This is a genomic window from Enterobacter sp. 198 (assembly GCF_009025585.1).
GTDB lineage: Bacteria > Pseudomonadota > Gammaproteobacteria > Enterobacterales > Enterobacteriaceae > Enterobacter > Enterobacter ludwigii.
This window is the reverse complement of the sequence record NZ_WCIM01000022.1, coordinates 120,056-145,973: the sequence shown is the minus strand read 5'-3', so window position 1 is coordinate 145,973 and position 25,918 is coordinate 120,056. Positions and strand designations below refer to the sequence as shown.

General features: G+C 54.2%; 24 protein-coding genes. 10 read left to right on the top strand and 14 right to left on the bottom strand.

The genetic code is table 11. From position 1 onward, the window contains the following. Positions 1-19 precede the first annotated feature (19 nt). The 3 genes from F8561_RS13525 to F8561_RS13515 form a co-directional block, all read right to left on the bottom strand. The gene (locus F8561_RS13525) at positions 20-2,563 is read right to left on the bottom strand and encodes a fimbria/pilus outer membrane usher protein (protein ID WP_151887582.1); all 2,544 of its coding nucleotides are present in this window, start codon (positions 2,561-2,563) and stop codon (positions 20-22) included. 26 nt (positions 2,564-2,589) lie between these two features. Next, positions 2,590-3,264, bottom strand: coding sequence for a molecular chaperone (locus F8561_RS13520; protein WP_068795083.1), 675 nt, complete (start codon positions 3,262-3,264; stop codon positions 2,590-2,592). Positions 3,265-3,332: 68 nt separating this feature from the next. Further along, entirely contained in the window at positions 3,333-3,869 is a 537-nt protein-coding gene (locus F8561_RS13515) for a fimbrial protein (RefSeq protein WP_014169244.1), read from the bottom strand. A 256-nt stretch (positions 3,870-4,125) separates the two neighbouring features. On the opposite strand from F8561_RS13515, the gene ybiB reads away from it, so the two are divergent. Beyond that, a complete protein-coding gene (ybiB, locus tag F8561_RS13510; RefSeq protein ID WP_014169245.1) occupies positions 4,126-5,088 on the top strand; it encodes a DNA-binding protein YbiB in 963 nt (320 codons plus the stop codon). Positions 5,089-5,203: 115 nt separating this feature from the next. Here the strand turns inward: ybiB and ybiJ are convergent, their stop codons facing one another. The 3 genes from ybiJ to mcbA all read right to left on the bottom strand — a co-directional run bounded on the left by ybiJ (position 5,204) and on the right by mcbA (position 6,400). Beyond that, positions 5,204-5,464, bottom strand: coding sequence for a DUF1471 family protein YbiJ (ybiJ, locus tag F8561_RS13505; RefSeq protein ID WP_020884917.1), 261 nt, complete (start codon positions 5,462-5,464; stop codon positions 5,204-5,206). A gap of 285 nt (positions 5,465-5,749) precedes the next feature. After that, a complete protein-coding gene (locus F8561_RS13500) occupies positions 5,750-6,016 on the bottom strand; it encodes a DksA/TraR family C4-type zinc finger protein (protein ID WP_014169247.1) in 267 nt (88 codons plus the stop codon). Between the two features lie 117 nt (positions 6,017-6,133). Further along, on the bottom strand, positions 6,134-6,400 hold the full coding sequence (gene mcbA / locus F8561_RS13495; protein ID WP_032677729.1) for a DUF1471 family periplasmic protein McbA: 267 nt from the start codon (positions 6,398-6,400) through the stop codon (positions 6,134-6,136). A gap of 242 nt (positions 6,401-6,642) precedes the next feature. Here mcbA and rlmF point away from each other — a divergent pair, with 242 nt between their 5' ends. Then, positions 6,643-7,554, top strand: coding sequence for a 23S rRNA (adenine(1618)-N(6))-methyltransferase RlmF (rlmF, locus tag F8561_RS13490; RefSeq protein WP_192938265.1), 912 nt, complete (start codon positions 6,643-6,645; stop codon positions 7,552-7,554). Between the two features lie 46 nt (positions 7,555-7,600). Here the strand turns inward: rlmF and ybiO are convergent, their stop codons facing one another. The 6 genes from ybiO to rhtA all read right to left on the bottom strand — a co-directional run bounded on the left by ybiO (position 7,601) and on the right by rhtA (position 14,202). Further along, the gene (ybiO, locus tag F8561_RS13485) at positions 7,601-9,811 is read right to left on the bottom strand and encodes a mechanosensitive channel protein (protein WP_151887580.1); all 2,211 of its coding nucleotides are present in this window, start codon (positions 9,809-9,811) and stop codon (positions 7,601-7,603) included. A 131-nt stretch (positions 9,812-9,942) separates the two neighbouring features. Further along, the gene (gene glnQ, locus F8561_RS13480; protein ID WP_014169252.1) at positions 9,943-10,665 is read right to left on the bottom strand and encodes a glutamine ABC transporter ATP-binding protein GlnQ; all 723 of its coding nucleotides are present in this window, start codon (positions 10,663-10,665) and stop codon (positions 9,943-9,945) included. Then, positions 10,662-11,321: a glutamine ABC transporter permease GlnP gene (gene glnP / locus F8561_RS13475; RefSeq protein ID WP_014169254.1), complete on the bottom strand. Its 660-nt coding sequence runs from the start codon at positions 11,319-11,321 to the stop codon at positions 10,662-10,664. The genes glnQ and glnP overlap by 4 nt, the downstream gene beginning before the upstream one ends. A gap of 84 nt (positions 11,322-11,405) precedes the next feature. Further along, positions 11,406-12,149, bottom strand: coding sequence for a glutamine ABC transporter substrate-binding protein GlnH (gene glnH / locus F8561_RS13470; RefSeq protein WP_014883108.1), 744 nt, complete (start codon positions 12,147-12,149; stop codon positions 11,406-11,408). Positions 12,150-12,511: 362 nt separating this feature from the next. Continuing rightward, positions 12,512-13,015, bottom strand: a complete 504-nt coding sequence (gene dps / locus F8561_RS13460) for a DNA starvation/stationary phase protection protein Dps (protein WP_010428924.1) — start codon at positions 13,013-13,015, stop codon at positions 12,512-12,514. A 299-nt stretch (positions 13,016-13,314) separates the two neighbouring features. After that, positions 13,315-14,202: a threonine/homoserine exporter RhtA gene (gene rhtA, locus F8561_RS13455; RefSeq protein ID WP_086463042.1), complete on the bottom strand. Its 888-nt coding sequence runs from the start codon at positions 14,200-14,202 to the stop codon at positions 13,315-13,317. A gap of 354 nt (positions 14,203-14,556) precedes the next feature. On the opposite strand from rhtA, the gene ompX reads away from it, so the two are divergent. Further along, positions 14,557-15,075: an outer membrane protein OmpX gene (gene ompX, locus F8561_RS13450; protein WP_020884910.1), complete on the top strand. Its 519-nt coding sequence runs from the start codon at positions 14,557-14,559 to the stop codon at positions 15,073-15,075. A gap of 96 nt (positions 15,076-15,171) precedes the next feature. Here ompX and F8561_RS13445 read toward each other — a convergent pair whose 3' ends face one another. Next, entirely contained in the window at positions 15,172-16,755 is a 1,584-nt protein-coding gene (locus F8561_RS13445; RefSeq protein ID WP_025204621.1) for a phosphoethanolamine transferase, read from the bottom strand. A 283-nt stretch (positions 16,756-17,038) separates the two neighbouring features. Next, the gene (gene mntS / locus F8561_RS13440; RefSeq protein ID WP_044858958.1) at positions 17,039-17,170 is read right to left on the bottom strand and encodes a manganase accumulation protein MntS; all 132 of its coding nucleotides are present in this window, start codon (positions 17,168-17,170) and stop codon (positions 17,039-17,041) included. A 183-nt stretch (positions 17,171-17,353) separates the two neighbouring features. Here mntS and mntR point away from each other — a divergent pair, with 183 nt between their 5' ends. The 7 genes from mntR (at position 17,354) to F8561_RS13405 (ending at position 25,887) form a co-directional block, all read left to right on the top strand. After that, positions 17,354-17,827 carry a manganese-binding transcriptional regulator MntR gene (gene mntR, locus F8561_RS13435; protein ID WP_014169260.1) on the top strand — a complete coding sequence of 158 codons (474 nt, stop codon included), beginning with the start codon at positions 17,354-17,356 and terminating at the stop codon, positions 17,825-17,827. Then, positions 17,824-18,933, top strand: a complete 1,110-nt coding sequence (locus F8561_RS13430) for an anion transporter (RefSeq protein ID WP_073395797.1) — start codon at positions 17,824-17,826, stop codon at positions 18,931-18,933. The genes mntR and F8561_RS13430 overlap by 4 nt, the downstream gene beginning before the upstream one ends. A gap of 101 nt (positions 18,934-19,034) precedes the next feature. Continuing rightward, positions 19,035-20,129, top strand: coding sequence for an HlyD family secretion protein (locus F8561_RS13425; protein WP_020884906.1), 1,095 nt, complete (start codon positions 19,035-19,037; stop codon positions 20,127-20,129). Then, positions 20,126-21,697: a DHA2 family efflux MFS transporter permease subunit gene (locus F8561_RS13420; RefSeq protein WP_032677735.1), complete on the top strand. Its 1,572-nt coding sequence runs from the start codon at positions 20,126-20,128 to the stop codon at positions 21,695-21,697. The genes F8561_RS13425 and F8561_RS13420 overlap by 4 nt, the downstream gene beginning before the upstream one ends. Next, positions 21,697-23,217: an efflux transporter outer membrane subunit gene (locus tag F8561_RS13415; protein WP_151887579.1), complete on the top strand. Its 1,521-nt coding sequence runs from the start codon at positions 21,697-21,699 to the stop codon at positions 23,215-23,217. The genes F8561_RS13420 and F8561_RS13415 overlap by 1 nt, the downstream gene beginning before the upstream one ends. Positions 23,218-23,323: 106 nt before the next feature. Further along, positions 23,324-24,364 carry an aldo/keto reductase gene (locus F8561_RS13410; RefSeq protein WP_151887578.1) on the top strand — a complete coding sequence of 347 codons (1,041 nt, stop codon included), beginning with the start codon at positions 23,324-23,326 and terminating at the stop codon, positions 24,362-24,364. A gap of 146 nt (positions 24,365-24,510) precedes the next feature. Further along, positions 24,511-25,887, top strand: a complete 1,377-nt coding sequence (locus F8561_RS13405; protein WP_032681380.1) for a glycoside hydrolase family 1 protein — start codon at positions 24,511-24,513, stop codon at positions 25,885-25,887. Positions 25,888-25,918 lie beyond the last annotated feature (31 nt).

Here is a 25,918-nt window from a genome sequence, read left to right as displayed (position 1 = left end):
GGTTTGCCTGAACGGTGAATCAGTGGCACTGCGCAGCAGCGTTAAGGATGTTGGTTTTCTCTGTCTCATCCGTAAGGACGTAGTCGGCCTCGCAGTGCTCGCTCGCATCCTGTCCCCAGGTGACGGCGAGATGCCCTTGCTTTGGCAGGCCGGAGAGATAGGTCTGGCCGTCATTGGCGACAATAAATTCGCTGTCCTTATCCTCCGTTGTTACCGTCGCACCGAAGGGCAGCGGTTTACCGTTGTGCGTCAGCGTCATCAGGACCCGGCTGCCCACGCGGGTATTAAAGCTGGCGCGCACCACGGCCCCGCGTGTCGGGGTAACAACGTACGCTGCGTGCGTCACGTCGGCCTCGTCGGGCAGGGTTTCGGTATCCAGCGCAATGGTATTGTGGCGATAAGGGGTAACAAACGGCACGACGGTATAGCCGCGGAAGTCGGTCTCAACGCCCGTCTGATTGGCGATATGCGTACCGTGTGTTCCCGGTGCTTTCACCAGCGCAATGGTCTCTCCGAGCGGCTGGCTCAGGGTTATCCCGTTGGCGTGCACGATCGCGCCACCCTGCAGCCCGACGTTTACGGTTTGCTGATATTTATCCTGGCTTACCCCGCCGCTCACTTCGCCATAGGTCGCTTTATAATCGGCGTTCATGCTGGTGGAGTTTCCGCTACCGGTGCTGCTCAGCCCCTCCTGAATATTCCAGTTCAGGTTGTCTCCCTTCAGCGCGGTACCGTTAAGGCCGATGTTCTGCGTCGTACCGTATTTGGTGTTGTTGAGGTTGTAGGTGGACCAGGTGTTATGCATCCAGCGATCCAGTGGAACGGAGACGTTTAACGAGAACTGGTTGTCGTTCATCACATCCTCACCGTTCGTATCGCTGTCCTGGGTGTTTTTGTTCATGCTGTAGCTCAGGCTGTAGCTGACGCCGTGCCAGCTGTTGTTGTAGCTGACGCTCATGGAGGTCATATCCTGGCTCTGGCTCCAGTAGGTCTCTTTGACCAGGCTCAGGGTGACAGAGCCCCAGCCCGCGGGCAGCGTCTGGTCGACGGTGGCTTCCGTTCGGGCACGTCGCTGCTGCGGCGCAGACCCGTTGTCTGAACGGGTGTAAGACTCCATCGTGTCTTCCAGGGTGTAAAACCCTTTGCTGTTGTAGCGATAGCCCGCCAGGGAGAAGTGAGTGCCCGAGGCGACAAAATCTTTGCTGTAGCGAACGCGCCAAGAGCGGCCTTTGCTGGCCTGCTGCTTTTTCAGCAGCGCTTTGGCGCGGGTGACATCAAGGGAGAAAGCACCCAAATCGCCCAGGTTTTTCCCGACGCCCAGCGCCCGGGACTGATAATGGCGACTCTGCTGCGCACCACCGTAGGCGGTGAAACCCAATGGCATGCCGTAGATGGCGCTGCCCTCGGCAAACGGGGTTTGTTCGACGTCCTTGTCGTAAGACCGGTAACGCCCGGCGGTCACGCTGTAGCGGAAATTCTTTTCACGCTGCAGGACCGGGACCGAGGCGTAAGGCACGACAAAGTGACTTTCGCTGCCGTCGGTCTCTTTCACGGTGACCTGCAGATCGCCGCTGCTGCCGGTGGGATAGAGATCGTTAATTTCAAACGCACCGGGTGCGACCGTGTTCTGATAAATGACGTAACCGTTCTGACGAACCATCACCAGCGCATTGCTGTGGGCAGTGCCGCGAATAATCGGCGCATAGCCTTTTTCACTGTCCGGGAGCATGTCGGTATCGGATTTCAGCTCAACCCCGGTATAGGGCACGCTGTCGAAAACGTCCGACGGGGAGGTGCTTTGCCCGACGGTCATATCGCTTTTCATCGCCACGATATCGCGTTGAGCATAGGTGTAGACGGAGGAGAACCTGTGCTCTTCGTCGTTGCCCGTTGTGCTGCGATTCCACGTGGAATAATTGCGTATGCGCCAGGCGCCCACATTGAGGCCCGGGCGCAGGTTAACGTACTGGCTGCTGTTATCCTGCTCTCCCTGTACACGGGCATGGCTCTGGCTGGCGGTGGCGCTGTAGTTCAGCAGACCTGCGGTGATCCCTTCGTCGAACGTTTTCGGGTCGATATACCCGCGTGGGACCTGGCCCAGTGCCGTTTGTGGAATACTGAGCAACAGTTGCTGATGACGAACCTGAAACGTTGCGAATGCCGCGGGAATGGCGTTTATATCGGCGCACTGGCCTTTAGCCATCAGCGCGGGATACTGCCGGGTTTTGATCCCAAGGTTTTTTAGCTCATCCAGGCTAAAGCAGGGTTGAAGAGAATGATTGCCCTGAGCGTCTTTTATTAATTTGAACGTGACATCACGGGTATCAATTTTATTATTGTTGATGAAAATATTGACCTGATATTTCCCGGGGGCTTGTCCCGGTCCTTTTTCATAAACAGACAGGTCGGTTTTCCCCTGTTGAGGATTATCAATATCCAGTAATGCCGGGTTGAAATAATCATCAGCCATAACCTGCTGCGCAAAGATCGCCAGTGCCAGGCCACATAAAATGACCAGCATTGAAGAAAGGCGATGGATGAACGGCTTTTTATGGCTGTACATGATGATATTAATAGCCTGAGTGGGTGTTAATGAACGGATGCCGACCAGGTCTGACTGATGCTGCCGTAATCAGTAATAATGGAGTAAGTGACGGTCGACCCGCTGGCATTATCGGGTAAGGCAAAGTGCGTTTCCGTTTTGGGGACTGCCCAGGTGGCTTTATCCACTTTATGGCCGTTAAACATCACCGTCTGGAAATTCATATAGAAAGGCGTCGGGTTATTCACAACCAGGTCGTGACCTTCACGATGCCACTGAAGCTTGTCCGCCACAGCCTCGGGTTTGCCAGTTATTGCTGACGGGCGATACAACAATTTAATGCGTGTATTAATGGCAATCTGCAGGGTATTTACCCCTTCGACGTGCTTTGACGAGGGAATAGCTTTGATATTAAGCCAGTAGAGAGACTCACGATCCTCGGGCAAATTTCCGCCGGTGCGCACGACACGCAGGACATTATCCTCTTTTGCATCGAGACGAAACAGCGGTGGGGTGATCAGGAAGGGGGCTTTAGCCGGGTTTTTACCGCCAGAATCAACCCAGGACTGTACCAGATAATCCGTGGCATCTGGGTTTGAAAGACCCAGAGACGACTCCTTTTTGTCGCCCTGATAGACCAGGCGTGTGCCATTAATAACGACACCGGCATGGGAAGTGGCGGCTACCAGTAAAAGAGCACTCAGTAAATAACCGTGGCGCATAAAGGTATCTCAATAAAAGAAGAGATATTAACTCTCAGAACAGAGCTAATATCTCAGGATGGATAATATCAGTTATAAATAACGGTGAAGGTCGACACGGCGTTTGCCAGGCCTGCGGTGATTGCAGCCTGGGTCTGAATATAACGGGCTCCAAATTCCAGGTTATTGACCGCCGTACCGGAGGCTAACGGATATTGCTGAGAGGGCGTATACAGACTCACCGGTTGCTCAGATGCGTCCACCAGTTGAATAGCGACACCTGTTGCAGCATCTACATCCGGCGTTAATGCAAGCGTAGTGTTGTTATCCGGATCCGGCGTGCCGCCGAAGTTAATGGCGGCAGATGTCACGGTCTCCGGGCAATTCTTTAATTGAATATCAAACTTGGTTAATGTGCTGGTAGATCCAGCCCCGGTAAATACCGTTTTAGACACTTTGCCTAACTGAACATTTAATGGATTACTTAACCCGTTCACTACCTGACAAGCAGAATCAATAATTTCACCGGTGAAGTTAATCTGACCTTCACCGTTTGTTGCCGCAAATGCGGATGCAGAACATCCTGCCGTTGCGGCGATAAATAAACCTATAGCAACCTTGTTCATAACAAATCCTGGTATGTTTCTGGTGAGAACGTTGCCTGGACGTTTTCACCGTTGACCTTAAATGATTTTCCGTTGGTTATTTAATCAGAAACGGGTGGGGTAAGAATCTTCAACGGCAATCACAAATAATTGAAATAGTGCTTGAGTTTCTTTTTTCATCATAAAAACAGAAGGATGATCCGGTTCAAAAACACTAACGGCCAGACGTTCTTCAGGGCTATATTGTTAACAAGATGAAGCTGTCAGGAGAGATGTCGTGGATTATCGCAAAATTATCAAAGAGGTAGGACGAGGGAAAAATCATGCCCGCGATCTGGACCATGAAACCGCTCGTGCGCTCTATACGCATATGCTCAACGGTGACGTACCCGACCTTGAAATGGGCGGTATCCTGATAGCGCTGCGTATCAAAGGAGAAGGCGAAGCGGAGATGCGTGGCTTCTACGAAGCAATGCAGGCGCAGACCCTGCGCTTAAACGCGCCAGTGGCAAAACCGATGCCGATTGTGATCCCGAGCTACAACGGGGCACGCAAGCAGGCCAACCTGACGCCGCTGCTCGCTATTTTATTGCACAAGCTGGGCTTCCCGGTGGTGGTGCATGGCGTAAGCGAAGATCCAACCCGCGTGCTGACCGAAACGATTTTCGGCATGCTGGGTATCGAACCCACACGGCATGCCGGCCAGGCACAGGCGAAGCTTGATGGCCATCAGCCGGTTTATATCCCTGTCGGAGCACTCTGCCCCCCGCTGGAGAAGCAGCTTGATATGCGCTGGCGCATGGGCGTGCGTAACAGCGCGCATACGCTGGCGAAACTGGCTACGCCGTTTGGCGAAGACGCGGCGCTGCGTCTTTCCAGCGTCTCTCACCCGGAGTACGTGACGCGCGTGGGGAAATTCTTTGAAGACATAGGCGGCAGGGCCTTGTTGATGCACGGCACGGAAGGCGAGGTGTATGCTAACCCGCAGCGCTGCCCACAGATGATGCTGATTGATTTCGCTGGCACGCGCGCCATTCTCGAGCGAGGGGAAGAGCGTTCCGACGCGATCCTGCCTGACGCAAAAGATCCGCATACCACCGCCCACTGGATTGAGCAGTGCCTGGCCGGAAAGGTTCCGGTACCGCACGCGATCAAATTGCAGATGGCCTGTTGCCTGCTGGCGACCGGTGAAGTTGAATCCGTGGAGGCAGGGATGGAACGCGTCGGGAAGACGTTTTAAGCCCAAAAAAAAGCCCGTCCAGTGGCGGACGGGCAAGCAAGGGTAACAACAACAGGGTCAATGAGGGTTGGAGCAGCTCACCAGAGGGTATGGCGAGGGTGGAGCATTCAGTCAATTACTTATAGATAACCGCAGTACCGCTCAGTTTGTTATTGGTGTTCGCGGAGGTGATGGTGTATCCGCTTGCACCGGCAGCAGCAGCTTTCTCAGCCAGTTTCGCTTCCAGACCGTCCAGAGTGGTCGCGCCTTCAGCACTTACCACACCGAGTTTGTTCATGCTCTGCGCCTGAGATGGAGACACAGGTTCTGCAGCAAAAGCGCCGAAAGACAGAGCGGACAGGGCAACAGCAGCAACAGCATATTTGATGGTTTTCATAATTAATCTCTCGCAGGTGATTCTGTTAAGGGGACGATGTTCCGTCGATGTGATAAGTATCACGTTTTTTTATGCGAGAGAAAATCGAAGAGAATTGACGTGGTTGCTCAAAAAAATTGAATGACAAATAACTTATTGAATATTAATAAATTCAGAGGACGACTTTACACTTCTTGTAGCTGCGCTTTACAGACGCGACGAGAAGGGCACATTTTGCTACGCGGTTCGCAAAAAACCGTGAGCGTAAAGGTAACCGCTTGCGCCGTTAACTTCGGTAAAGGAAAGTCAACGTAGCTGGCTGTCTTTCGATCCTCTGCGATTATATCCTGAGTGCGCGCTATTTTTCGAATCTTTCTCCTGCTGACAGGCGATGCATAACCGTACGCCCGGTATGGCTTTGCGCCGCGCTTCTGGGATCACTTCTCCACACTCTTCACATTCATAGAGACTTTCACCGCGCGGAATTTCACCGCGAGCGCGCGCTACCGCATCTTCAATTGTACTGTTGATTTGTTCGTTAACGGCGTCATCATTCGCCCAACCTGAAGCCATGGTTTACTCCTGGGATCTGTTAAGCCCTGTTTTTACTATGGGGTGAAAAAACGTGCAGTCAAGGCAGAGAGGAACTGCATCTGTCAGGCAGATGCAGTTTGTTTATAGAAAGAGACCTTATTTATAAATGGTCGCCGTGCCATACATATGGTTATCCCCGCCCGCGGCGTTAACCACGAAACCTTTAGCCCCTTCCTGGCGGGCTTTTTCGGCGAGTTTATTCTGGAGATCGTCAAGGTTACTTGCACGGCTTACCGAGACGGTGCCCGCAGGCTTAAGCTGGCTGGTATCTGTATTGTCGGTCAATGACTGTACCGCCATGGCAGAGAATGACGCGGTAGCCAGTGCACCCGCGAGAACAACAAGGGTCAGGTATTTTTTCATAATCACATCCTCATGAGGAAACAACAGGTGATTCCCTTTAAGTTTAGAAGCCTGGCGAGTGTGATTTAGCGCAAAAATTTGATGATGATCTGCTTATTTTTTGAACGATAAAATTGACGTTTTACTGACAGATCATAGACATAAAGGTGTTTGATTTATGACGGGTTTTTGAGCGTCGCAGAGAAATATTTACCGTTGAGCCTGCAAAGGGTATCTTACGCCGCTGTTTAAAGGAGAAAGCCATGACTTCCCAAAAGCCGGGATTGCACCCACGAAATCGCCATCGTAACCGCTATGACATGAATGCGTTGTGTCAGAGCTGTCCTTCGCTGCAGGACTACATTGTGCAGACACCTGCCGGTGAACCTTCGGTCAACTTTGCCGATCCGCAGGCGGTTAAAATGCTCAATAAAGCCCTGCTGGCACACTATTACGGTGTGGCGCACTGGGATATTCCGGAAGGCTTTCTCTGCCCACCCGTGCCGGGGCGGGCCGATTATCTCCACCATCTTGCCGATCTTCTCGCTGACGATCGCAACGGTGTCATCCCTGAGCAAGCATCCGTGCTTGATATCGGTACCGGGGCGAACCTGATTTATCCGTTGATTGGCGTTTATGAATATCACTGGCGCTTTACCGGCAGTGAAATCGGTAATGAGGCGTTTTCCAGCGCACAGGCGATTATCAACGCCAACCCTGGGTTAAGCCGGTCTGTCCGCTTGCGTCGGCAGAAAGATGCCGCATCGATCTTCAACGGGATTATCCACAAGAACGAAAGCTACGATGCCACCCTGTGTAACCCACCGTTCCATGACTCCGCGGCCACCGCCCGTGCGGGCAGTGAGCGCAAACGCCGCAATCTCGGTCAGGCGGAAGATGCCGCGCTGAACTTTGGGGGGCAGCAACAGGAACTGTGGTGCGAGGGGGGAGAAGTGGCATTCATCCTGCGAATGATTGAGGAAAGTAAAGTATTTGGCCGTCAGGTTAAATGGTTCACGACGCTGGTATCCCGTGGGGATAACCTGCCACCCCTCTACCGTGCACTGACCGATGTGGGTGCCGTTAACGTGGTGAAAAAAGAGATGGCGCAAGGCCAGAAGCAGAGCCGCTTTATCGCCTGGTCATTTATGGACGCTAACAAGCGCAGTAAATAACCCACAGGCAGGCCGGGTAAGGCGACGCCGTTACCCGGTCCCCACGCTATAAGGTGGGCTCCTGTGGCGGTGTGGGGGACGCCGGTGAGGGTAATACCTGATAGGTCTGCACCGGCATCCGCACCGCGGCCAGGTCAAAGTGTTTTTTCACCATACTGTCGAGCGCAAAGCGCACCGTCCACTGCTTCAGTGGCTGCGTGGTGAACGACACGCGCAGGGTAAATGCCGTGTTCGTCAGGCCGACAATACCGGCAAACGACGGCTCTCCAATCACCAGCCCGCGAATATCCTCCATCGCCATCATCTCTTCCACGGCGTCCCGTAGCGCCTGTTTCGCTTTATCTGCATCTTCATGACGGTCAACGTCGTAGTTGGCCACAACCGAGCCAATGCCTCGGACAAAGTTAGCGAAGGTGGTTATCGATGACCATGGAATTATGTGGTACGCCCCGGTGTCCTGGCGCACGCCGACGGAACGAATGGACATGCGCTCTACCGTGCCGGTTAACGGCCCAATCGTGACCAGATCCCCGGTGTTCATCCCGTTCTCAAACTGGATAAAGACGCCGGTGATTATATCCTTCACCAGGGTTTGTGAACCAAAGGAGATAGCCAGCCCCAGCGCGCCAGCACCTGCCAGCAGCGGCGCGATGTTCACGCCGATTTCCGAGAGCACAATCATGATGGTAATGGTGCTGATAATAACCGCCAGCGCATTGCGAAACAGCGTCAGCAGGGTGCGGGCACGGGCGCTGGGCAGGGGGCGGCCGTGAATGTCGGAGACCAGACGGTTCTCGATAAGGCTCGCCAGCAACGTCCAGCCAACCGCAGAGAAGAAGAGGATCAGCGCGATGCGAATTAAAATATCGACGGTCTTTTCGCCCGCGCCGTTGTGCAGCCAGTTCCAGAAGTCAAACAATCCCCATGCGTTAAGCAACAGCATAATCGCCACGCAGACGGTGAGAATGCGCGCCACTTTCAGTGATACCGAGATCCAGCCGTTGACCCTTTTTTGCAGTTCCGGATAACTGCGCTGCACCTGTGGCGAGAGGGTGAAGGTTTTCGATAGCCAGCGCGACAGCAGGCCAGAGACAAATGCCGCAATGCCAATGATGGCCAGGCTCTTGAACGTCGCCCCCATCATAAATTTCAGGCTGTTACCCGGGTCGAACAGCGAGAAGAAGCACAACACGATAAAGTAGGCGCTCGCCAGCCAGTGCCACACCAGCGCGAAGGCGCGGATAAAGAGACTGAAAAACGACAGGGAACGATCGGCCAGATGCAGCAAGCTTTGGGTAATGGTCTTTTTGTTATGGAAGATAAGGTACAACGCCCAGACGGTAATGCAGATCATAATCAGCACATTCGCCAGGGCGCCAAACTGCACGTTGACCTGGTTGGAGATGATCGGCACGGCAACCAGCAGACCGTAACCAATCAATCCACTGAGCACGCTGAGGCGCAGCGCCCAGTATCTGGCACTCTCATCCCGAATTGAGAAGGGACGAAGATCCGGTACGTGCGGACAAAATATCAAACGCAGCAGCGCCTTAAAGAACTCAATCAGCGCAAAGGCGTTAAGGAAGAGCGCCTGCTGGAAAGCGATGGTTTTATTGCCGGCGTTAAGCCTGTCGGCCAGGACCTGGCCCATAAACAGCGTCAGCGCCAGCAGCAGTAAATCGATGATAAACGCCGACGCTATCATCAGCGGCAGGTGTAACCAGCTGCTTTTCTGCTGGTTCTTCTTGCGCCCCCATTGCCCCATCTTACGGTAGAGCGGCCATGCGCACAGGCGTACCAGCCAGTAAAACAGAAATACAGCGCCCGCCAGCATCAAAAACTGCGTGGCGGCTGTCGTAAACGTATGGGGATTAAACGGTTTATTGGGCGAACCAATCAGGTTGCGATAGAGCTGGGCAAAGCGCGAGGAGAGCTCGCTTCCATAGTGACGGCTCACGTCGGTGACATTTTCCAGCACCGTTTTTTGTTCTTCCACTTGCGGAGGGGTAATTGTCGGCACCGGCTCCTGCGGCGGCGTGGCGGCGACTTTTCGCAACTGTCCGATTAACTCCTGCCGGGAAGTATCGTTTTCAAGCACATCGGCAAGGGCACTGTAGGCGGCTTTTTTCTGTTCAACATCCGGCTCTGGGGGCGGTGTCGTTTGCTGTGTGGCGGTCGTGCCGGTGGTGACGCCGGGGATGGAAACGGCGAACGATGGCGCACAAAACAGGCTAAGCAACAGCAAGATCCACGGCACGGCATCCTCCGGTGAAAATAATGAACAAAAAGATAAGTATAGAGGGCGAGGCGCGCGGGAGGATTTTTGGGAACAATCTGGCGTAAAAAAGCCGGGCATGCCCGGCTCAGAATGGCGTAGCTGAAGCGCTATCAGGAGACGTGCTGCAGGAACTCCTGCAGACGCTGGCTCGGTGGATTGGCGATCAGTGCTTGTGGGTTACCGTCTTCAGCGATACGGCCCTTATCAATAAAGATCAGGCGGGAAGCCACTTTCTCAGCAAAGCCGATTTCGTGGGTCACGATAACCATCGTCATCCCTTCTTCAGCCAGATCCTGCATGACTTTCAGCACTTCGTGACGCAGTTCCGGGTCAAGCGCCGAGGTTGGCTCATCGAACAGCATCATCTTCGGTTTTACCGCCAGTGCGCGGGCGATAGCCACACGCTGCTGCTGTCCACCGGACAACTCAGATGGGTAGTGATGAGCACGTTCCGCGAGGCCGACTTTAGCCAGCAGATCTTTAGCCAGCGTTTCCGCCGCCGCTTTGCTGGCGCCACGTACGCGCAGTGGACCAAACATTACGTTTTCCAGCGCCGTCAGGTGCGGGAACAGGTAGAACTGCTGGAACACCATACCGGCTTCCTGACGAATCAGACGGTCGTCGACTTTCGGGTCATTCACCTTCAGGCCATCGACAATCAGATCGCCGCTGGTGATCTCTTCCAGCTTGTTGATGCAGCGCAGCAGGGTCGATTTACCGGAACCGGATGGCCCGATAATGACCACCACTTCACCCTGTTTGATGTTCAGATCGATATTGTGCAGCACCTGGGTTGGGCCAAAGTGCTTGGAAACGTTTTTAAATTCAATCACAGGATTTTCATCCTTCTTTCAAGACGACGCAGAACGAAACTCAGAACCAGAGTGATGATCAGGTAGACAACGGCTACCGCACTCCAGATTTCCAGCGCACGGAAGTTGCCCGCAATGATCTCCTGGCCCTGACGGGTCAGCTCAGCAACGCCGATAACGATGAACAGCGACGTATCCTTAATACTGATGATCCACTGGTTCCCGAGCGGTGGCAGCATGCGGCGCAGGGCCAACGGCAGAATGACGTGGCGGATCGTTTCGCGACGAGAAAGGCCTAACGCCAGACCCGCTTCACTGAAACCTTTATGAATCGACAGGACCGCACCACGGGTAATTTCCGCGATATAGGCACCTGAGTTGATCATAATGGTCACGACAGCGGCGCTGAACGGGTCAATGCGCAGGTCGGTGAAAGCCATTGGCAGGGCGAAGTAGATGAACATGACCTGAACGACAATTGGGGTGCCGCGGATCACTTCGATGAAAACCAGTGCGATGTGGTTTGCAATCCAGCCGCCGTAGGTGCGGGCGAAACCGGCGACAAGACCGATAATCAACCCACCAACCAGACCGAGGACCGAAATCCACAGGGTCATTTTAGCGCCTTCAAGCAAGATAGGAATGGCAGGCCAGATGGCGCTCCAGTCAAACTGCATGATAGTTTCCTGTTACTGTTACCGTGTTTCTAAAATAGCAGGGGCGAAAGGTCGCCCCCGAGTGAACGTCATTTTTAAGAATTATTATTTAGGCTCGGTACCGAACCATTTTTTATAGATTTCGTTGTAGGTGCCGTTCTCTTTCAGGGTTTTCAGCGCGCCGTTAACTTTCGTACGCAGGTCGTCGCTGCCTTTCGGGAACGCAATACCGTACTGCTGAGCTTCCAGAGAATCACCGACGGCTTTGAACTTGCCGTTGCCCGCCGTTTTGATGAAGTACAGGATGTTAGGGGTATCGTGCAGCACCGCGTCAGCACGGTTGGTACCCAGCTCCATGTAGGCGTTATCGATGTTCGGGAACTGACGCAGGTCTTTGGTTTTGATGTTTGCTTTCGCGTAATCAACAGAACCGGTACCGCCTTTCACCGCGACGACTTTACCGTCGAGGTCTTTCACGCTTTTTACGTCGTTATTATCGGCTTTCACCATCACCAGCAGGCCGCTTTTGTAGTAGCCGTCAGAGAAGTCGATCGCTTTTTTACGTTCTTCAGTAATGGTGATACCGGCCAGGGCCAGATCAACGTTTTTCGTTTGCAGTGCCGGGATGATGCCGCTGAAGTCCATTGGCTTCAGGGTGTAATCCAGTTTGAGTTCTTTTGCGATAGCAGCCCACAGATCAACATCAAAGCCAACGTACTTATCACCCTGTTTGAATTCAAACGGAACGAACGCCGTGTCGGTCGCCACAACCAGTTTGTCGGCAGCCTGGGAAGAGACCGCAAAAGCCAGGGTAAGTGCAGCCAGTGAAACTTTTAATACAGACTTCATAGCATTTCCTTTTATATCCACGGGGCGATCCCCTGCGAGAACGAGTGGCACAATGAAAAAATCGTGCCAACTTTACAAGCTGTTGTTTTACAAAGGGGATGATGTCATGCATTGCACAGAAAACGGGGCAATGAACTTTTATTGCACCAAAGTGGAGCACCGTTTTGGTGCGCGTCATTTGGCTCAACAGACGAAGCGTTATTTAGCGTAAATTCTGACGAAAAAACAATCTTCCGTTAACGGTTGTGTGAGGTGATTATTACAATTTTTTCACTTTTGCAGCGTCTCAGGCCAAAAACGTGCACCATAGATGTGCAAAACCCTCACCGGAGGGCGAGGGTTGTATAGGAAATTCTTATGAATTATTCGATGTTGGACTCAATGAACCACAGGAACTGGTCCAGGTCGCGGGAAGCGGCGGTGAAGATATCGGCTGTATCTTCGTCTTTCGCTTCGCCGATAGCTTTACGCACATCATTAGCCACTATCGCGTAGCGGTCTGCCAGCTCTTTCAGGTGATCCTGAACGGTATGGATATCCAGCGGATAACTTTTCAGTGGCGTCTTGCTGTTAATCACCTGCGTGGTACCCAGTGCCACACCGCCTAACTGTACGGCACGTTCGGCCATGGTATCGAGGTGGGTAACCAGTGCTGTGCGGAAGCCATCCAGCATTTCATGAACGGCAATAAAGTTTGCACCGCGCATATTCCAGTGGGCCTGTTTGGTGATCAGCGAAAGATCGATGAACTGGATCACCTGGCGATTCAGCAACTCAATGGTCGCTTTTTTGTCGCTATCCGATACATCGTTACGGGTATAAAGCAGATTAGACGCTTTCGTTTTCACCAGTTTAGCGGTACTCATAATCTCATATCCTCTTGATGTTTGTGTCCCAGGTAATTGCGGGATTAAGTATAGCACCGGATTTTTTCCCTGCGGGGAGGCTCTGCCTATCAGTTTAATAGCGAGAAGGACGTTGTGTTTTCAATGGTATGAAATTAAAGGGATTATTTAAAATTGATGCAGATCAATCCTAATTCAGGAAAACGTTATCGACAGCGGGGAAATATTTCACGAAGAGTGCAAAGTATGTAAAAAAATATTTTAAACGGGAAACTGGCCTTTATTCTGCATGGCTATAAAGCCACGCAGAATATAGAGCGCTAATTGAGGTCAATTTTCTCAACTTTAGGTTCCGGGCGCATCGTCAGCGTTGAGCCCATTGAGGCGGCGATAATCGAACACAGGGCCAGCGTCTGGGTGAAGGTCAGGGTTTCCCCGAGGAAAACCATCCCTGACAGGGCGGCGAGCGCGGGCTCCATGCTCATCAGCGTGCCGAAAATGCGCGTCGGCAGGCGCGTAAGGGCTATCATCTCTAAAGAGTAGGGGAGTGCTGTGGAAAGAATGGCGACCGCCAGCCCGATGGGCATGACTGACCATTGCCAGATGGACTCGGTGGCCTGAGCCATACCCACCGGCACAAAGATGATAGCGGCAATCAATGAACCGATTGCCACCGTCGCCGGGCCATGCTCTTCCCCGGCGCGCTGTCCGGTCAATATATAGATAGCCCAGCAGGCACCCGCCCCCAAAGCCAGCGCCGCGCCCGTAAGATCGATCTCTGAGACGCTCTGGCCCAGCGGCAGCAGGAACCACAGGCCAAGAACGGCTAGAATTACCCAGATAAAGTCAACGGGACGACGGGACGAGAAAAGCGCTACCGCCAGCGGGCCAGTAAACTCCAGTGCCACGGCAATCCCCAACGGAATTGTCTGGATGGAGAGATAGAACATGTAGTTCATCGCTCCCAGGGACAGCCCGTAAAAAAGCAGCGGTAAGCGTTGTTCTTTTTTAAAGCGTAAACGCCAGGGTTTGAAAATCACCACCAGGATCGCGGTTCCGAGGGCAATACGCAGGGCCGTGACCCCAGGCGCACCGACCAGCGGAAAGAGGGATTTGGCCAGCGAGGCACCGCTTTGAATGGACAACATGGCGATGAGTATGACGACAACCGGCAACCAGACCGACGACGAGCGGGATAACCCAGGCATCCTTTCTCCTGTCAACTTATGTCAAATGAAGTAAAGGTTGCAGTGTAAAGGAAATAAGCTGCAACGGTTGAGAGACCGTTGAAAAAAAAACGTGTAAATTCCGTAAAATGGTTAAGCGCTGGTGGATTTATCGCCTGTCAGATTAGGAATAATCTGGATGAATGTAACGGCGCAGGCGCGCAGTATGAGCGTTTTATAGCGAAAATTGTATGTGATTTGAATGAGATAGCTGACGCTGGAAACGTTCTGTTACAGGAAAGGTTCAGTTAGACATCACGAATCACAAAGAGTTTCGCAAATTTTTTTGATATATTTAAAACTTACGGACTTACTTGAAGCACATTTGAGGTGGTTATGAAAAAAATTGCATGTCTTTCAGCACTGGCCGCTGTACTGGCTGTTTCCGCAGGTACCGCTGTAGCTGCTACTTCTACTGTAACTGGTGGTTACGCTCAGAGCGATATGCAGGGCGTGATGAACAAAGCTAACGGTTTCAACCTGAAGTATCGTTACGAGCAGGATAACAACCCACTGGGCGTGATCGGTTCTTTCACCTACACCGAGAAAGATCGTTCTGAAAACGGCGCATACAACAAAGGCCAGTACTACGGCATCACCGCTGGTCCAGCTTACCGTCTGAACGACTGGGCAAGCATCTACGGTGTTGTAGGTGTTGGCTACGGTAAATTCCAGCAGACCGAAAACCAGGGTCTGAACCGCACTGCAAGCAACAGCGACTACGGCTTCTCCTATGGCGCGGGTCTGCAGTTCAACCCAATCCAGGACGTCGCTCTGGACTTCTCTTATGAGCAGAGCCGTATCCGCAACGTTGACGTTGGCACCTGGATCGCGGGCGTAGGTTACCGCTTCTAATCACTTCGGTGAGCCAGTAAAAAATCCGCCCAATGTGGCGGATTTTTTTTTACGTTAATCCCTCGCCTTGCAGGAGAGGGTAGCAGATTGCCCGTATTATTTACTCTTAATATCGAAGATATCGGTTCCCAGATGGTTATAGTCAACTTTCTGTAACTTGAAGTTGGTAATGTAAACTGGGGGAGCCTTCTTGTTAGAGACAAACGGGTACGCATTTTTTATCTGCTGTGCCGAAATCCCCGTCCACTGCGAGAAGAAGGTCAGGAAATCATTGGCCGAACGCCGCGCTTTAATAATGCGATGCGTTTTATCATCACTCGACACAACCATAAACGGTACCTGGAAGTTCTGCTGGAACTTGTCGTCGTGCGCCAGATACTGCACCTCTTTTCCGCGCTCTTTAAACGCCAGCCCGTGATCCGAGAAGTAGACCATCGAGAAACTGTCACCCGTATTGCGTAACTGATCGTACAGTTTGCTCAGCAGGTCGTCGGTTTGCGTCATGGTGTAGAGATAGCATGAGGTCTCCTTGGACTGCACAAACTCTGCGTATTTACCGCCGGTCCGATCGCAGGCCTGCGGGTGAGACCCCATCAGGTGCAGAACAATCAGCTGCGGCTGGGTACGCGGAGAGGCAAAGACCTGCGCCGTCATTTTCAGCAACGCTTCATCTTTCGTATTCTTGTCCGCTTCAAAATCACCGTTCTTCAGGAACTGCACTTCGTCGGCGCGTCTGGCGATACTGGCAATGGCCGTATCGTATTCGCCAATTTGCCCCTGATTAGAGAACCACCAGGTCTGGAAACCTGCGCGGTTCGCCAGGGTAACAAAGTTATCCTGAAACTGGGGTTTGTCATCGACCACCCGGTTCAGCGTCAGGCCGAGAGATTTCTGCGTTGAGCCGCTGGCCGCAACATAATCGGTAAACAGGGTGCCTTTGACCGAACTGGCGAACGGCGTGTTGTCCCAGTGTCCGCCAAAGGCTCCCATGGCGTCGCGACGTGCACTTTCACCAATCACCACCACATAGGTGTGATATTTGGGCTTCACGGCCAGCACGTTCCAGGTGTCTTTCATATTTGAAAGCTCAGCCATACGTGCCTGTTCGTCGAGCACCTCTTTATTATTAACGACGACGTCTTTCACAAAACGGAACACCGGATAGCCGGTATCCTTCAGCTTGAAAACCCCACCCCAGGCCAGGTTTTGTACTGGTGCGACAAAGAATGCCACCACGCTGAACGCCAGGCACAGGTGCTCAATTTTTCCCCACGTTTTTTTCTCTTCCGCTTTACGGCGAACCGCTATCACGCCAAGGGCAAAGATAAAGAGGCCGACCACGTAGCTGTACCAGGGGAAGATCGTCAGGATCTCTGTCGACTCTTCCATATTGGTCGAGTGCAGCGCCAGCAGGGTATTAAAGTTCGGCGAGCCGTAAGCCTGACCAAACGGGAAATAGAGTGCAGCGACCAGAGAACAGATTCCGACTAACGTTTTTTGCGCGCGCGGAGCCGTTCGCCACAGCACATGCAATATGCAGGTAAAGGCCACGGCATAGAGCAGGCTAAAGGGATAGCCAAGCGCAAAGTTAATCAGTAATGACTGCAAAAAGTAAAATCCCGTCCACGGGCTTAAGGCCCGGCTACGGGTAACAACGGTGTCTATCAGGGTTAAATTCATAGGTCACTATCATGGATAAAAACGCCATGTGCTCACCCTGGCGTCAAGGGTCATAACCTGCCTGACAGTGCGTGGAGAGGGAATGAGGGTCCGCTTCAGCGAGCCGCAAATTGTGCAGGGCTGCAAGAAGATAGTGCGAGCGCTAAATAATAGCAACAGTTGCTAAGCAGATGTTTTGCGAAGGGGATTGCAAATCCGTAAAAAAGATCGGGAATAGGGCGGCTGAAAGCCAGTGTACAGAGAGTTTGTGACGGAAAAATGAAGCGGCGTACCGCAACGCCGCTTAGTGGGAAGGTTTGTCGTCCTGATGCGGGGGGTTGTTGTTAAACATATCGCACAGCATGTTCAACAGCATCAGGCGTACTTTAAAGGGAGAGTGGGTAAACACGTTCATACACCTCTTGAATTCGTTCATGAGACCTCCTGATTTTTGATCCCTTCGATCCGTGAAGGGTGACTGCATTACATACAGATATAGCACAGGCTATATTGTATAGCTATGGCTATTTCGTTAATTTTTTGTGCTTGTAGAGGGATGGTTTACAATGTGCGCTCTCGATACCGGGCGCTGGAAGCGTCACCCCACTGAGGAAGTACAATGAACCGTCGCGCAGGTAAGCCAACAATCAGAAAAACGACGCAACTGGTGAATGTTGAAGAACATGTCGAAGGTTTTCGCCAGGTACGTGAAGCGCACCGTCGTGAGCTGATTGATGACTATGTTGAACTGATTTCCGATTTGATTCGCGAGGTCGGGGAGGCGCGCCAGGTGGATATGGCTGCACGGCTGGGCGTTTCCCAACCAACAGTGGCAAAAATGTTAAAACGTCTGGCCTCCGTGGGCCTGATTGAAATGATCCCCTGGCGCGGCGTCTTTCTGACGCCGGAAGGGGAGAAACTCGCCCAGGAGAGTCGCGAGCGCCACCAGCTCGTCGAAAACTTCTTACTGGTGCTGGGCGTAAGCCCGGAAATTGCCCGCCGGGACGCGGAAGGAATGGAACACCACGTCAGCGAAGAGACGCTGGTTAAGTTTCGCGAATTTACCCTTAAATATGGTCCCTCCGCTGAATGAACATCCCCGGACTGCAGGCCCTGGCACGCGATCGTTTCTTCCATCTCTTATTCATCATTGGCGCTGTACTGAGCATCTTTGTGCCGTTTGCGCCACACACCTGGCCTGCGGTGATTGACTGGCGCACCATCATTACCCTCAGTGGCCTGATGATGCTCACCAAAGGGGTAGAGTTGAGTGGCTATTTTGACGTCCTGGGACGTAAAATGGTGCGCCGCTTTGCCACTGAACGCCGCCTGGCGCTGTTTATGGTGTTCTCTGCTGCGGTGCTGTCGACGTTTCTGACCAACGACGTGGCGCTGTTTATCATCGTGCCACTCACGCTCACGTTGCGTAAGCTCTGCGAGATCCCGGTTAGCCGGCTGATCATCTTCGAGGCACTGGCCGTTAACGCCGGTTCGCTTCTGACCCCTATCGGCAACCCACAAAATATTCTCCTGTGGGGACGCTCCGGGCTGTCGTTTGCCGCTTTTACCTGGCAGATGGCTCCGCTGGCGCTGATGATGATGGTGTCGCTGCTGGCGGTCTGCTGGTTCGCGTTCCCGGTCAAAAAACTGCAGTACCACAGCGGTACCACGGGCCCGCAGTGGCAGCCGCGTCTGGTGTGGAGTTGTCTGGCGCTGTACATCGTTTTCCTGTTCGCGCTGGAACTGAAGTATGAACTGGCGGGCGTACTGCTCGTCGCCGCCGGTTTTTTATTCCTGGCGCGGCGCGTGCTGGTCAGCGTGGACTGGACGTTATTGCTGGTCTTTATGGTGATGTTTATTGATGTGCATCTGCTTATCCAGCTTCCGGTACTGCAACACGTTTTGCACAGCGTCAGTGGCCTGTCGCAGCCGGGATTGTGGCTCACGGCGATTGGTCTGTCACAGTTCATCAGCAACGTGCCTTCCACCATTTTACTCCTCAACTACGTTCCCCCTGACACGCTGCTGGCGTGGGCGGTGAATATCGGCGGGTTTGGGCTGCTGCCCGGTTCGCTTGCTAACCTGATTGCCCTGCGTATGGCTAACGATCGTCGTATCTGGTGGCGTTTCCATGTCTGGTCGATCCCGATGCTGATTTGGGCCGCGGCGATCGGTTTCGGAATTTTCCTTCTCATATAGTGCGCAATTTGTCAGTTTTTCCTGGCAAACGTATAGCAACGTCCTAGCTTTAGTGAACGGCATAGTGTGATGCCGCTCACTGACAGGACTGTTGCTGACCTATGGCTGAAGATCAAAACCTGCCTGCTGACGAGCAGGAAAACAACACTAAACAGCGTAAGCGCCCGGGCAAAAAACCGTTAATCATCCTTGGCATTGTCGTGGTGGTGATGGTTATCGTGGCGCTGGTCTGGTGGTTTTTAACCCGTAACGAAGAGACCACTGACGACGCCTTTACCGACGGTGATGTGGTGACGATTGCCCCGAAAACGGCAGGCTATGTCACCGAGCTGCGCGTGCGCGATAACCAGCGGGTGAAAAAGGGCGACCTGCTGGTGGTTATCGATCCGCGTGATACCACCGCCCAGCGCGATCAGGCGCAGGCCCAGCTTGGGCTGGCGATAGCCCAGCTGCATCAGGCTCAGGCGCAGCTGGCGCTGTCAAAAGTCCAGTATCCCGCTCAGCGTGATGAAGCCAAAGCGCAGGTGATTAAAGCGCAGGCCGATCTGGCCAATGCGCAGGCGGAGTATCGCCGCCAGCGAGGCGTTGATCCGCGAGCGACCACCCAGCAAAGTATTGATACCGCCAATGCCCAGCTGCGCAGTGCCCAGGCGGGCCTGGCAAGTGCGCAGGCGCAGCTTGAAGTGGCGGAGCAGGTACAGCTGCAGATCCGCCAGCAGGAAACCAATGTGGAAGCGCGTCAGCGCCAGGTCGATCAGGCCAAAGCGCAGCTGGAAACCGCGACGCTGAACCTCTCTTACACCGAAGTCCGCGCCCCGTTTGACGGTTTTGTCACTAAACGCAACGTCCAGCCCGGCACCCTGGTGCAGGCGGGTACCGCGCTGTTTTCACTGGTCTCGCCGAATGTATGGGTGGTGGCGAACTTTAAAGAGTCGCAGCTCGAACGCATGAAGCCGGGCGATAAGGTCGAGGTGTCCGTAGATGCCTGGCCGGATATGGCGCTCGAAGGCCATGTTGACAGTATTCAACAGGGCAGCGGCTCGCGCTTCTCCGCCTTCCCGTCGGAAAACGCTACCGGTAACTTTGTCAAAATCGTTCAGCGCGTGCCGGTGAAGATCGTGATTGATAAAGGGCTGGATCCCAACAAACCGCTGCCGCTTGGGCTGTCGGTTGCACCGAAGGTGACAGTGGAATGACGGATCACAGCCACGACAACTGGCGACCCGCCAGTAATCCGTGGGCGGTGGCGATTGTGGTCACGCTGGCGGTGTTTATGGAGATCCTCGACACCACTATCGTTAACGTGGCACTCCCGCATGTGGCCGGGTCGCTCTCGTCCAGCTACGACGAATCCACCTGGGTATTGACCAGCTACCTGGTGGCAAACGGCATAGTGCTGCCGATATCGGCTTTCCTGAGCCGGGTTTTTGGCCGCAAGCAGTTCTTCCTCATCTGCATCGTGATGTTCACCGTCTGTTCGTTCCTGTGCGGGATCGCCACCGAGCTGTGGCAAATCATTCTCTTTCGCGTAATGCAGGGCTTTTTCGGCGGGGGGCTGCAGCCCACGCAGCAGTCGGTGCTGCTCGACTACTTTAAACCCGAGGACCGAGGTAAAGCGTTTGGCCTGTCGTCAATCGCCATTATCGTTGCGCCGGTACTTGGCCCGACGCTGGGCGGCTGGATCACCGATAACTACTCCTGGCGCTGGGTTTTCTTCATCAACATTCCGGTGGGGATTGTAACGGTGCTGGCGATCTACCAGCTGCTGGAAGACCCGCCATGGGAAAGCAAATCGAAAGAGAAGCTGTCTATCGACTGGACGGGGATTGGCCTGATCGCGCTGGGGCTGGGCTGCCTGCAGGTGATGCTCGACCGGGGAGAAGATGAGGACTGGTTTTATTCGAACTTTATTCGCACCTTCGCCGTGCTGACGCTCATCGGCATTATTGGAGCGATTTACTGGCTGGTGTATGCCAAAAAACCGGTGGTAGATCTGCACTGCATGAAAGATCGCAACTTCGCCATCTCCAGCCTGTTGATGGCGGGCATGGCGATGATTCTGTACGGCAGTTCGGTGGTGATTCCGCAGCTTGCACAGCAGGATCTGGGCTACACCGCCACCTGGTCCGGGCTGGTGCTTTCGCCGGGCGCCGTGTTGATCGTATTGACTATCCCGCTGGTGCTGAAGCTGATGCCGGTGGTGCAGACGCGCTGGATTATCGCTTTCGGTTTTACCTGCCTGGCGGTGTCGTTCTTCTGGTCATGTACGCTGACCCCGGATATCGATTTCGAAACGCTGGTGTTGTTCCGCAGCGCCCAGTCGATAGGGCTTGGGTTCCTGTTTGTGCCTCTCACCACCATTGCTTTTATTTCGATACCGAGGCGGCTGAACGCCGATGCGGCGGCGCTGTTTACCATGTTCCGCAACGTGGCGGGCTCAATTGGCATCTCGCTTTCTACGGCGGCCATTACCGAACGTTCCCAGGCGCACAGCGCGCATCTGGCCTATCACGCGTCACCGTTTAATGAACAGTTCCAGCTGGCGATACGCGAAAGCGCACAGGCAATCCAGAACTTCACCACTCAGGTCGGGGACCCTACCGGTATCGCCACCGGGCGCATGTACCAGACCATGATCGAGCAGTCGCGCTTCCTGGCGTATATCGACGTGTTCACCATTCTGAGTGTGGTAGCCATGTTACTGATTCCGTTTTGTTTGTTGCTCTCGCCGGTTAAGAGCGAGGGGAGTGCAGGAGCACATTGATGATACACAGACGTTTAACCCCCCTGATGATCATGCTGCTGGCAGGCTGTGCCGTGGGGCCGGATTACCAGCCGCCGGCGTCGCAGACCCCGACACACTGGAACGATCCGGGTGACAGCGGCGTGAAGTCAAAAACGGCCTCGACGGCAACCAACCCACGCTGGTGGAAAACCTTCGGTTCATCGCAGCTGGACAGCCTGATTGAACGCGCGATCGCGGGAAATTTATCCCTGCAGCAGACGGTATTGCGTATTGCCGGGGCGCGCGAACAGATTAACCAGGCGGGTGGGGCGTTTTACCCTTCCGTAAACGGTAATCTGCAGGCCACGCGCCAGCAGCTTGGGCTGGAGGGAGAGCTGAAATCCCACGGCGTGTACGACCAGCTTGATAACGTGGATCCTGAACTCAGGGGCGCGCTAGGACCGCTGACGCAGCCGATCAATCTTTACCAGGGGAGTTTCGACGCACAGTGGGAAATCGACCTGTGGGGCAAGGTGCGCCGACAGGTAGAGGCTGCCGAAGCGCAGCAGAAAGCGGCGATAGAGCAGCGTAACGACGCGCTGGTGTCGCTGGAGGCGGAAGTGGCGCGCGCATGGCTGCAGCTGCGGGGTGCGCAGAGCATCATTGCCACGCTGAACACCCAGATTAAGAGCGCGCAACAAACCCTGGAACTCACCGAAAGCCGCCAGCGGGGCGGGCTGTCACCGCAGATGGACGTTGAAAACGCGCGTGCCCAGTTGGGGAACCTCGAAGCGCAGCTTCCTCAGTATCAGGCCCAGGCACGGCAGGCAATGAATGGCCTCGCGATTTTACTCGGCAAGCCGCCGGGGGCGCTGGATGCGGAGCTGCAGTCGGCGCAGCCGATGCCCGCCCTGCCGGATATCGTACAAACGGGTATCCCCTCTACGCTGGCCCGTCGTCGTCCTGACGTGCGCGAGGCGGAAGCCAACCTCCACGCCGCCACGGCGCAAATTGGCGTTTCCGTGGCGCAGCTGTTCCCGAGCTTTACCCTCTCCGGGCAGTTTGGTCTGCGAAACAGCGAAACCAACTGGCTGACGGACTGGAGCAGCCACTTCTACAGCTTCGGCCCGCAGGTCTCGATACCGATTTTCCAGGGCGGAAGACTGGTCTCGAGCGTGAAGGTGGCGCGTGCGCAGCAGGGCGCGGCAGTGCTCGACTACCGCCAGACGGTGCTCACCGCGCTCGGGGACGTAGAGAATGCGCTGGTGAGCTACCGCACCGATCAGCAGCGTGAAGCCGGCCTTGCTAAAACCATCGATGCGTTGCAAAACGCGTTCGATTTGGCAAGCGACAGCTACCGGCAGGGGATCGCCAGCTTTATTGACGTGCTGGATGCCCAGCGGCAGCTGGCGCAGGCGCAGCAGCAACGCGCGCAGGCGCAGGTGCAGAGCGCTCTCGATCTGGTTGCGCTCTACAAAGCGCTGGGCGGCGGCTGGGAGCCGTATCAGCAGGTGCAATTACCGGATTACAAGGTCTTTGGTGAGGCTCCGCGCGGATAAGATTCAGAGGATTGGGCAAGAAACGGACAGGAACACCACATTCGCGATGGCTATGGGGCGGGTATAACTATCGGGTACCCATCGAACGACATGCGAGGATTATCTTATGCGTTATCAAAAACTGGGCAATACCGGTCTGTTTGTGTCTGAACTGTGCCTTGGCACCATGACCTTCGGCGGAGAAGGCGGCATGTGGGGCAAGATTGGTCAGCTGCAGCAAAGTGAAGCCGAGCAGCTGGTGGGCCGTGCACTGGATGCCGGAATTAATTTCATCGATACCGCGGATGTGTATTCGGAAGGGCGCTCGGAGGAGATCACCGGCCAGGCGCTGAAAAACCTGAAAATTCCGCGCGAAAATGTGGTGGTTGCCACCAAAGTGTTTGGCGAAACGGGCACGGCCGGGGTGAACTCCCGCGGCAGTTCGCGCTATCACATCATCAGTAGCGTCAAAGAGAGCCTGCGCCGTCTGCAGCTCGATCATATCGATCTGTATCAGATCCACGGTTTTGACCCGGCAACCCCTGTCGAAGAGATGCTCTACGCGCTGGATAACCTGGTGCAGCATGGGCACGTGCGTTATATCGGCGTCTCTAACTGGGCGGCGTGGCAGATTGCCAAAGCGCTGGGCATTTCCGAACGCCTTGGACTGGCGCGTTTTGCTTCGCTGCAGGCGTATTACACCATCGCCGGGCGCGATCTTGAGCGTGAACTGATACCGATGATGCAGAGTGAAGGCGTCGGGTTGATGGTCTGGAGCCCACTGGCAGGTGGTCTGCTTAGCGGAAAATATGGCCGTGACGGGCAGAGTGAATCTGGCGGTCGCCGCCTGGAATTTGACTTCCCGCCGGTGAATAAAGAGCGTGCTTTCGATTGCGTGGATGTGATGCGCACTCTGGCCGAGCGCAAGGGTGTCTCTGTGGCGCAAATTGCGCTGGCGTGGTTGCTGCATCAGAAGGCCGTAACCAGCGTCATTATTGGTGCCAAACGTGTCGACCAGCTGGACGACAACATTGCCGCCACCGGGATCCGTTTAAGCGAAGACGAGCTTAAACAGCTTGATGCCGTCAGCGCGCTGCCGCGCGAGTACCCGGGCTGGATGCTGGAGCGGCAGGGTGAATATCGCCGTCATCAGCTCGCACAACAATAACCGTCCTTCCCCCGGTCTCGCTTCGCTGACCGGGTTTTTTTCCCGCCTTGCTCACAAAAAACGATCCTCCTCTTTGATTGATTTTTCGTCTTCGCCTATATGACTAGTCATGAAATTTTAAATGACTAGTCATATAGGGAGCGATCATGAATCAATTTCTGCCAGCCAATTTTTTATGGGGCAATTCCGTATCCAGTATGCAGACGGAAGGGGCCTGGAATGAGGGAGGAAAGGGAATGTCGGTATATGACATTCGCGAAGCCGGGGAGAACGTTTCTGACTGGAAAGTCGCGACCGATTCCTACCACCGCTATCGGGAAGATTTCGACCTGATGCAGGATCTGGGCATGAACTGCTACCGCTTTCAGATCGCCTGGAGCCGCGTATGTCCACAGGGCGACGGTGACTTCAACGACGAAGGTATCGCCTTTTATGACCGCTTTATTAACGATTTAATTGCCCGCGGCATTGAGCCGATGATCTGCCTCTACCACTTCGATATGCCGCTGGCGCTGGCGCAGGAGTACAACGGCTTTAACGATCGCCGTGTGATGGACGCGTTTATCCGCTACGGCAAAAAGATGATCGACTGTTACGGCGACCGGGTGAAGTACTGGCTGACGTTTAACGAGCAGAACATCTTCCACATGCCGGAAGCCTTCCGGATCTCGGGCTATATGAAAGGCGAGAAAACCCTGCGCGAGCTGTATGAACTGCAGCACCACACCATGGTCGCGCATATGACCCTGACCGAATACCTGCACCAGACCCGTCCGGGCCAGCTGATGGGCGGTATGCTGGCGCACCAGCTGGTCTATCCGGCGACCTGTAAACCGCGTGATATCTTCTGCGCCCAGCAGTATGACGAATTCCTCAACCAGAACCTGCTGCGCGTCTTTGCCGGCCAGGGTTACAGCCCGGCGGTGATGGCCGTCGTGGAACAGCAAGGTTTTGCGGATATCTACCGCGCTGAGGATCTTGCGCTGCTGGCGCGTACCAAAAACGACTATATGGCCTTCAGCTACTACGCCAGTAAAACCCTCGACAGCGATGCGATCCCAGAAGGAACGCCGGTCAACGATTACCTTCTGCACGGTGATAAAAATAACCCGTACCTGAAAGCGACCGAATGGAACTGGCAGATTGATCCGCTGGGCTTTCGCACCATCATCACCCGCTATTACAACGACTGGCGTATGCCGGTATTCCCGATTGAAAACGGTATTGGGGTGATCGAGTCCTGGGACGGTGTGAATCCGATTGAAGATACCTACCGTATTGACTACCACCGGGCGCATATCGAGGCGATGAAACAAGCCATGTTTGAGGATGGCGCAGAGGTGATCGGATACCTCGGCTGGGGCTTAATCGACATTCTGAGTTCACAGGGAGACATGCGTAAGCGTTACGGCGTGGTCTATGTGAACCGTGAAAACCACGACCTGAAAGACTTAAAGCGCGTACCGAAGAAGAGCTACGCATGGTTGAAACAGGTTATCCATACCAACGGACGCGAGATGTAAGCCGTACGCTGCCGGGCCGTTTTTGTGACTG

Bases quoted from the DNA above. Each gene is read 5' to 3' on its own strand.
- F8561_RS13425 (WP_020884906.1), top strand. From the start codon at position 19,035: ATGGCTGAAGATCAAAACCTGCCTGCTGACGAGCAGGAAAACAACACT.
- mntR (WP_014169260.1), top strand. From the start codon at position 17,354: ATGAACCGTCGCGCAGGTAAGCCAACAATCAGAAAAACGACGCAACTG.
- glnP (WP_014169254.1), bottom strand. From the start codon at position 11,321: ATGCAGTTTGACTGGAGCGCCATCTGGCCTGCCATTCCTATCTTGCTT.
- F8561_RS13520 (WP_068795083.1), bottom strand. From the start codon at position 3,264: ATGCGCCACGGTTATTTACTGAGTGCTCTTTTACTGGTAGCCGCCACT.
- F8561_RS13525 (WP_151887582.1), bottom strand. From the start codon at position 2,563: ATGTACAGCCATAAAAAGCCGTTCATCCATCGCCTTTCTTCAATGCTG.
- F8561_RS13420 (WP_032677735.1), top strand. From the start codon at position 20,126: ATGACGGATCACAGCCACGACAACTGGCGACCCGCCAGTAATCCGTGG.
- mcbA (WP_032677729.1), bottom strand. From the start codon at position 6,400: ATGAAAAAATACCTGACCCTTGTTGTTCTCGCGGGTGCACTGGCTACC.
- rlmF (WP_192938265.1), top strand. From the start codon at position 6,643: ATGACTTCCCAAAAGCCGGGATTGCACCCACGAAATCGCCATCGTAAC.
- ompX (WP_020884910.1), top strand. From the start codon at position 14,557: ATGAAAAAAATTGCATGTCTTTCAGCACTGGCCGCTGTACTGGCTGTT.
- mntS (WP_044858958.1), bottom strand. From the start codon at position 17,170: ATGAACGAATTCAAGAGGTGTATGAACGTGTTTACCCACTCTCCCTTT.
- F8561_RS13410 (WP_151887578.1), top strand. From the start codon at position 23,324: ATGCGTTATCAAAAACTGGGCAATACCGGTCTGTTTGTGTCTGAACTG.
- F8561_RS13500 (WP_014169247.1), bottom strand. From the start codon at position 6,016: ATGGCTTCAGGTTGGGCGAATGATGACGCCGTTAACGAACAAATCAAC.
- glnH (WP_014883108.1), bottom strand. From the start codon at position 12,149: ATGAAGTCTGTATTAAAAGTTTCACTGGCTGCACTTACCCTGGCTTTT.
- F8561_RS13430 (WP_073395797.1), top strand. From the start codon at position 17,824: ATGAACATCCCCGGACTGCAGGCCCTGGCACGCGATCGTTTCTTCCAT.
- rhtA (WP_086463042.1), bottom strand. From the start codon at position 14,202: ATGCCTGGGTTATCCCGCTCGTCGTCGGTCTGGTTGCCGGTTGTCGTC.
- F8561_RS13515 (WP_014169244.1), bottom strand. From the start codon at position 3,869: ATGAACAAGGTTGCTATAGGTTTATTTATCGCCGCAACGGCAGGATGT.
- ybiJ (WP_020884917.1), bottom strand. From the start codon at position 5,464: ATGAAAACCATCAAATATGCTGTTGCTGCTGTTGCCCTGTCCGCTCTG.
- F8561_RS13405 (WP_032681380.1), top strand. From the start codon at position 24,511: ATGAATCAATTTCTGCCAGCCAATTTTTTATGGGGCAATTCCGTATCC.
- dps (WP_010428924.1), bottom strand. From the start codon at position 13,015: ATGAGTACCGCTAAACTGGTGAAAACGAAAGCGTCTAATCTGCTTTAT.
- F8561_RS13415 (WP_151887579.1), top strand. From the start codon at position 21,697: ATGATACACAGACGTTTAACCCCCCTGATGATCATGCTGCTGGCAGGC.
- F8561_RS13445 (WP_025204621.1), bottom strand. From the start codon at position 16,755: ATGAATTTAACCCTGATAGACACCGTTGTTACCCGTAGCCGGGCCTTA.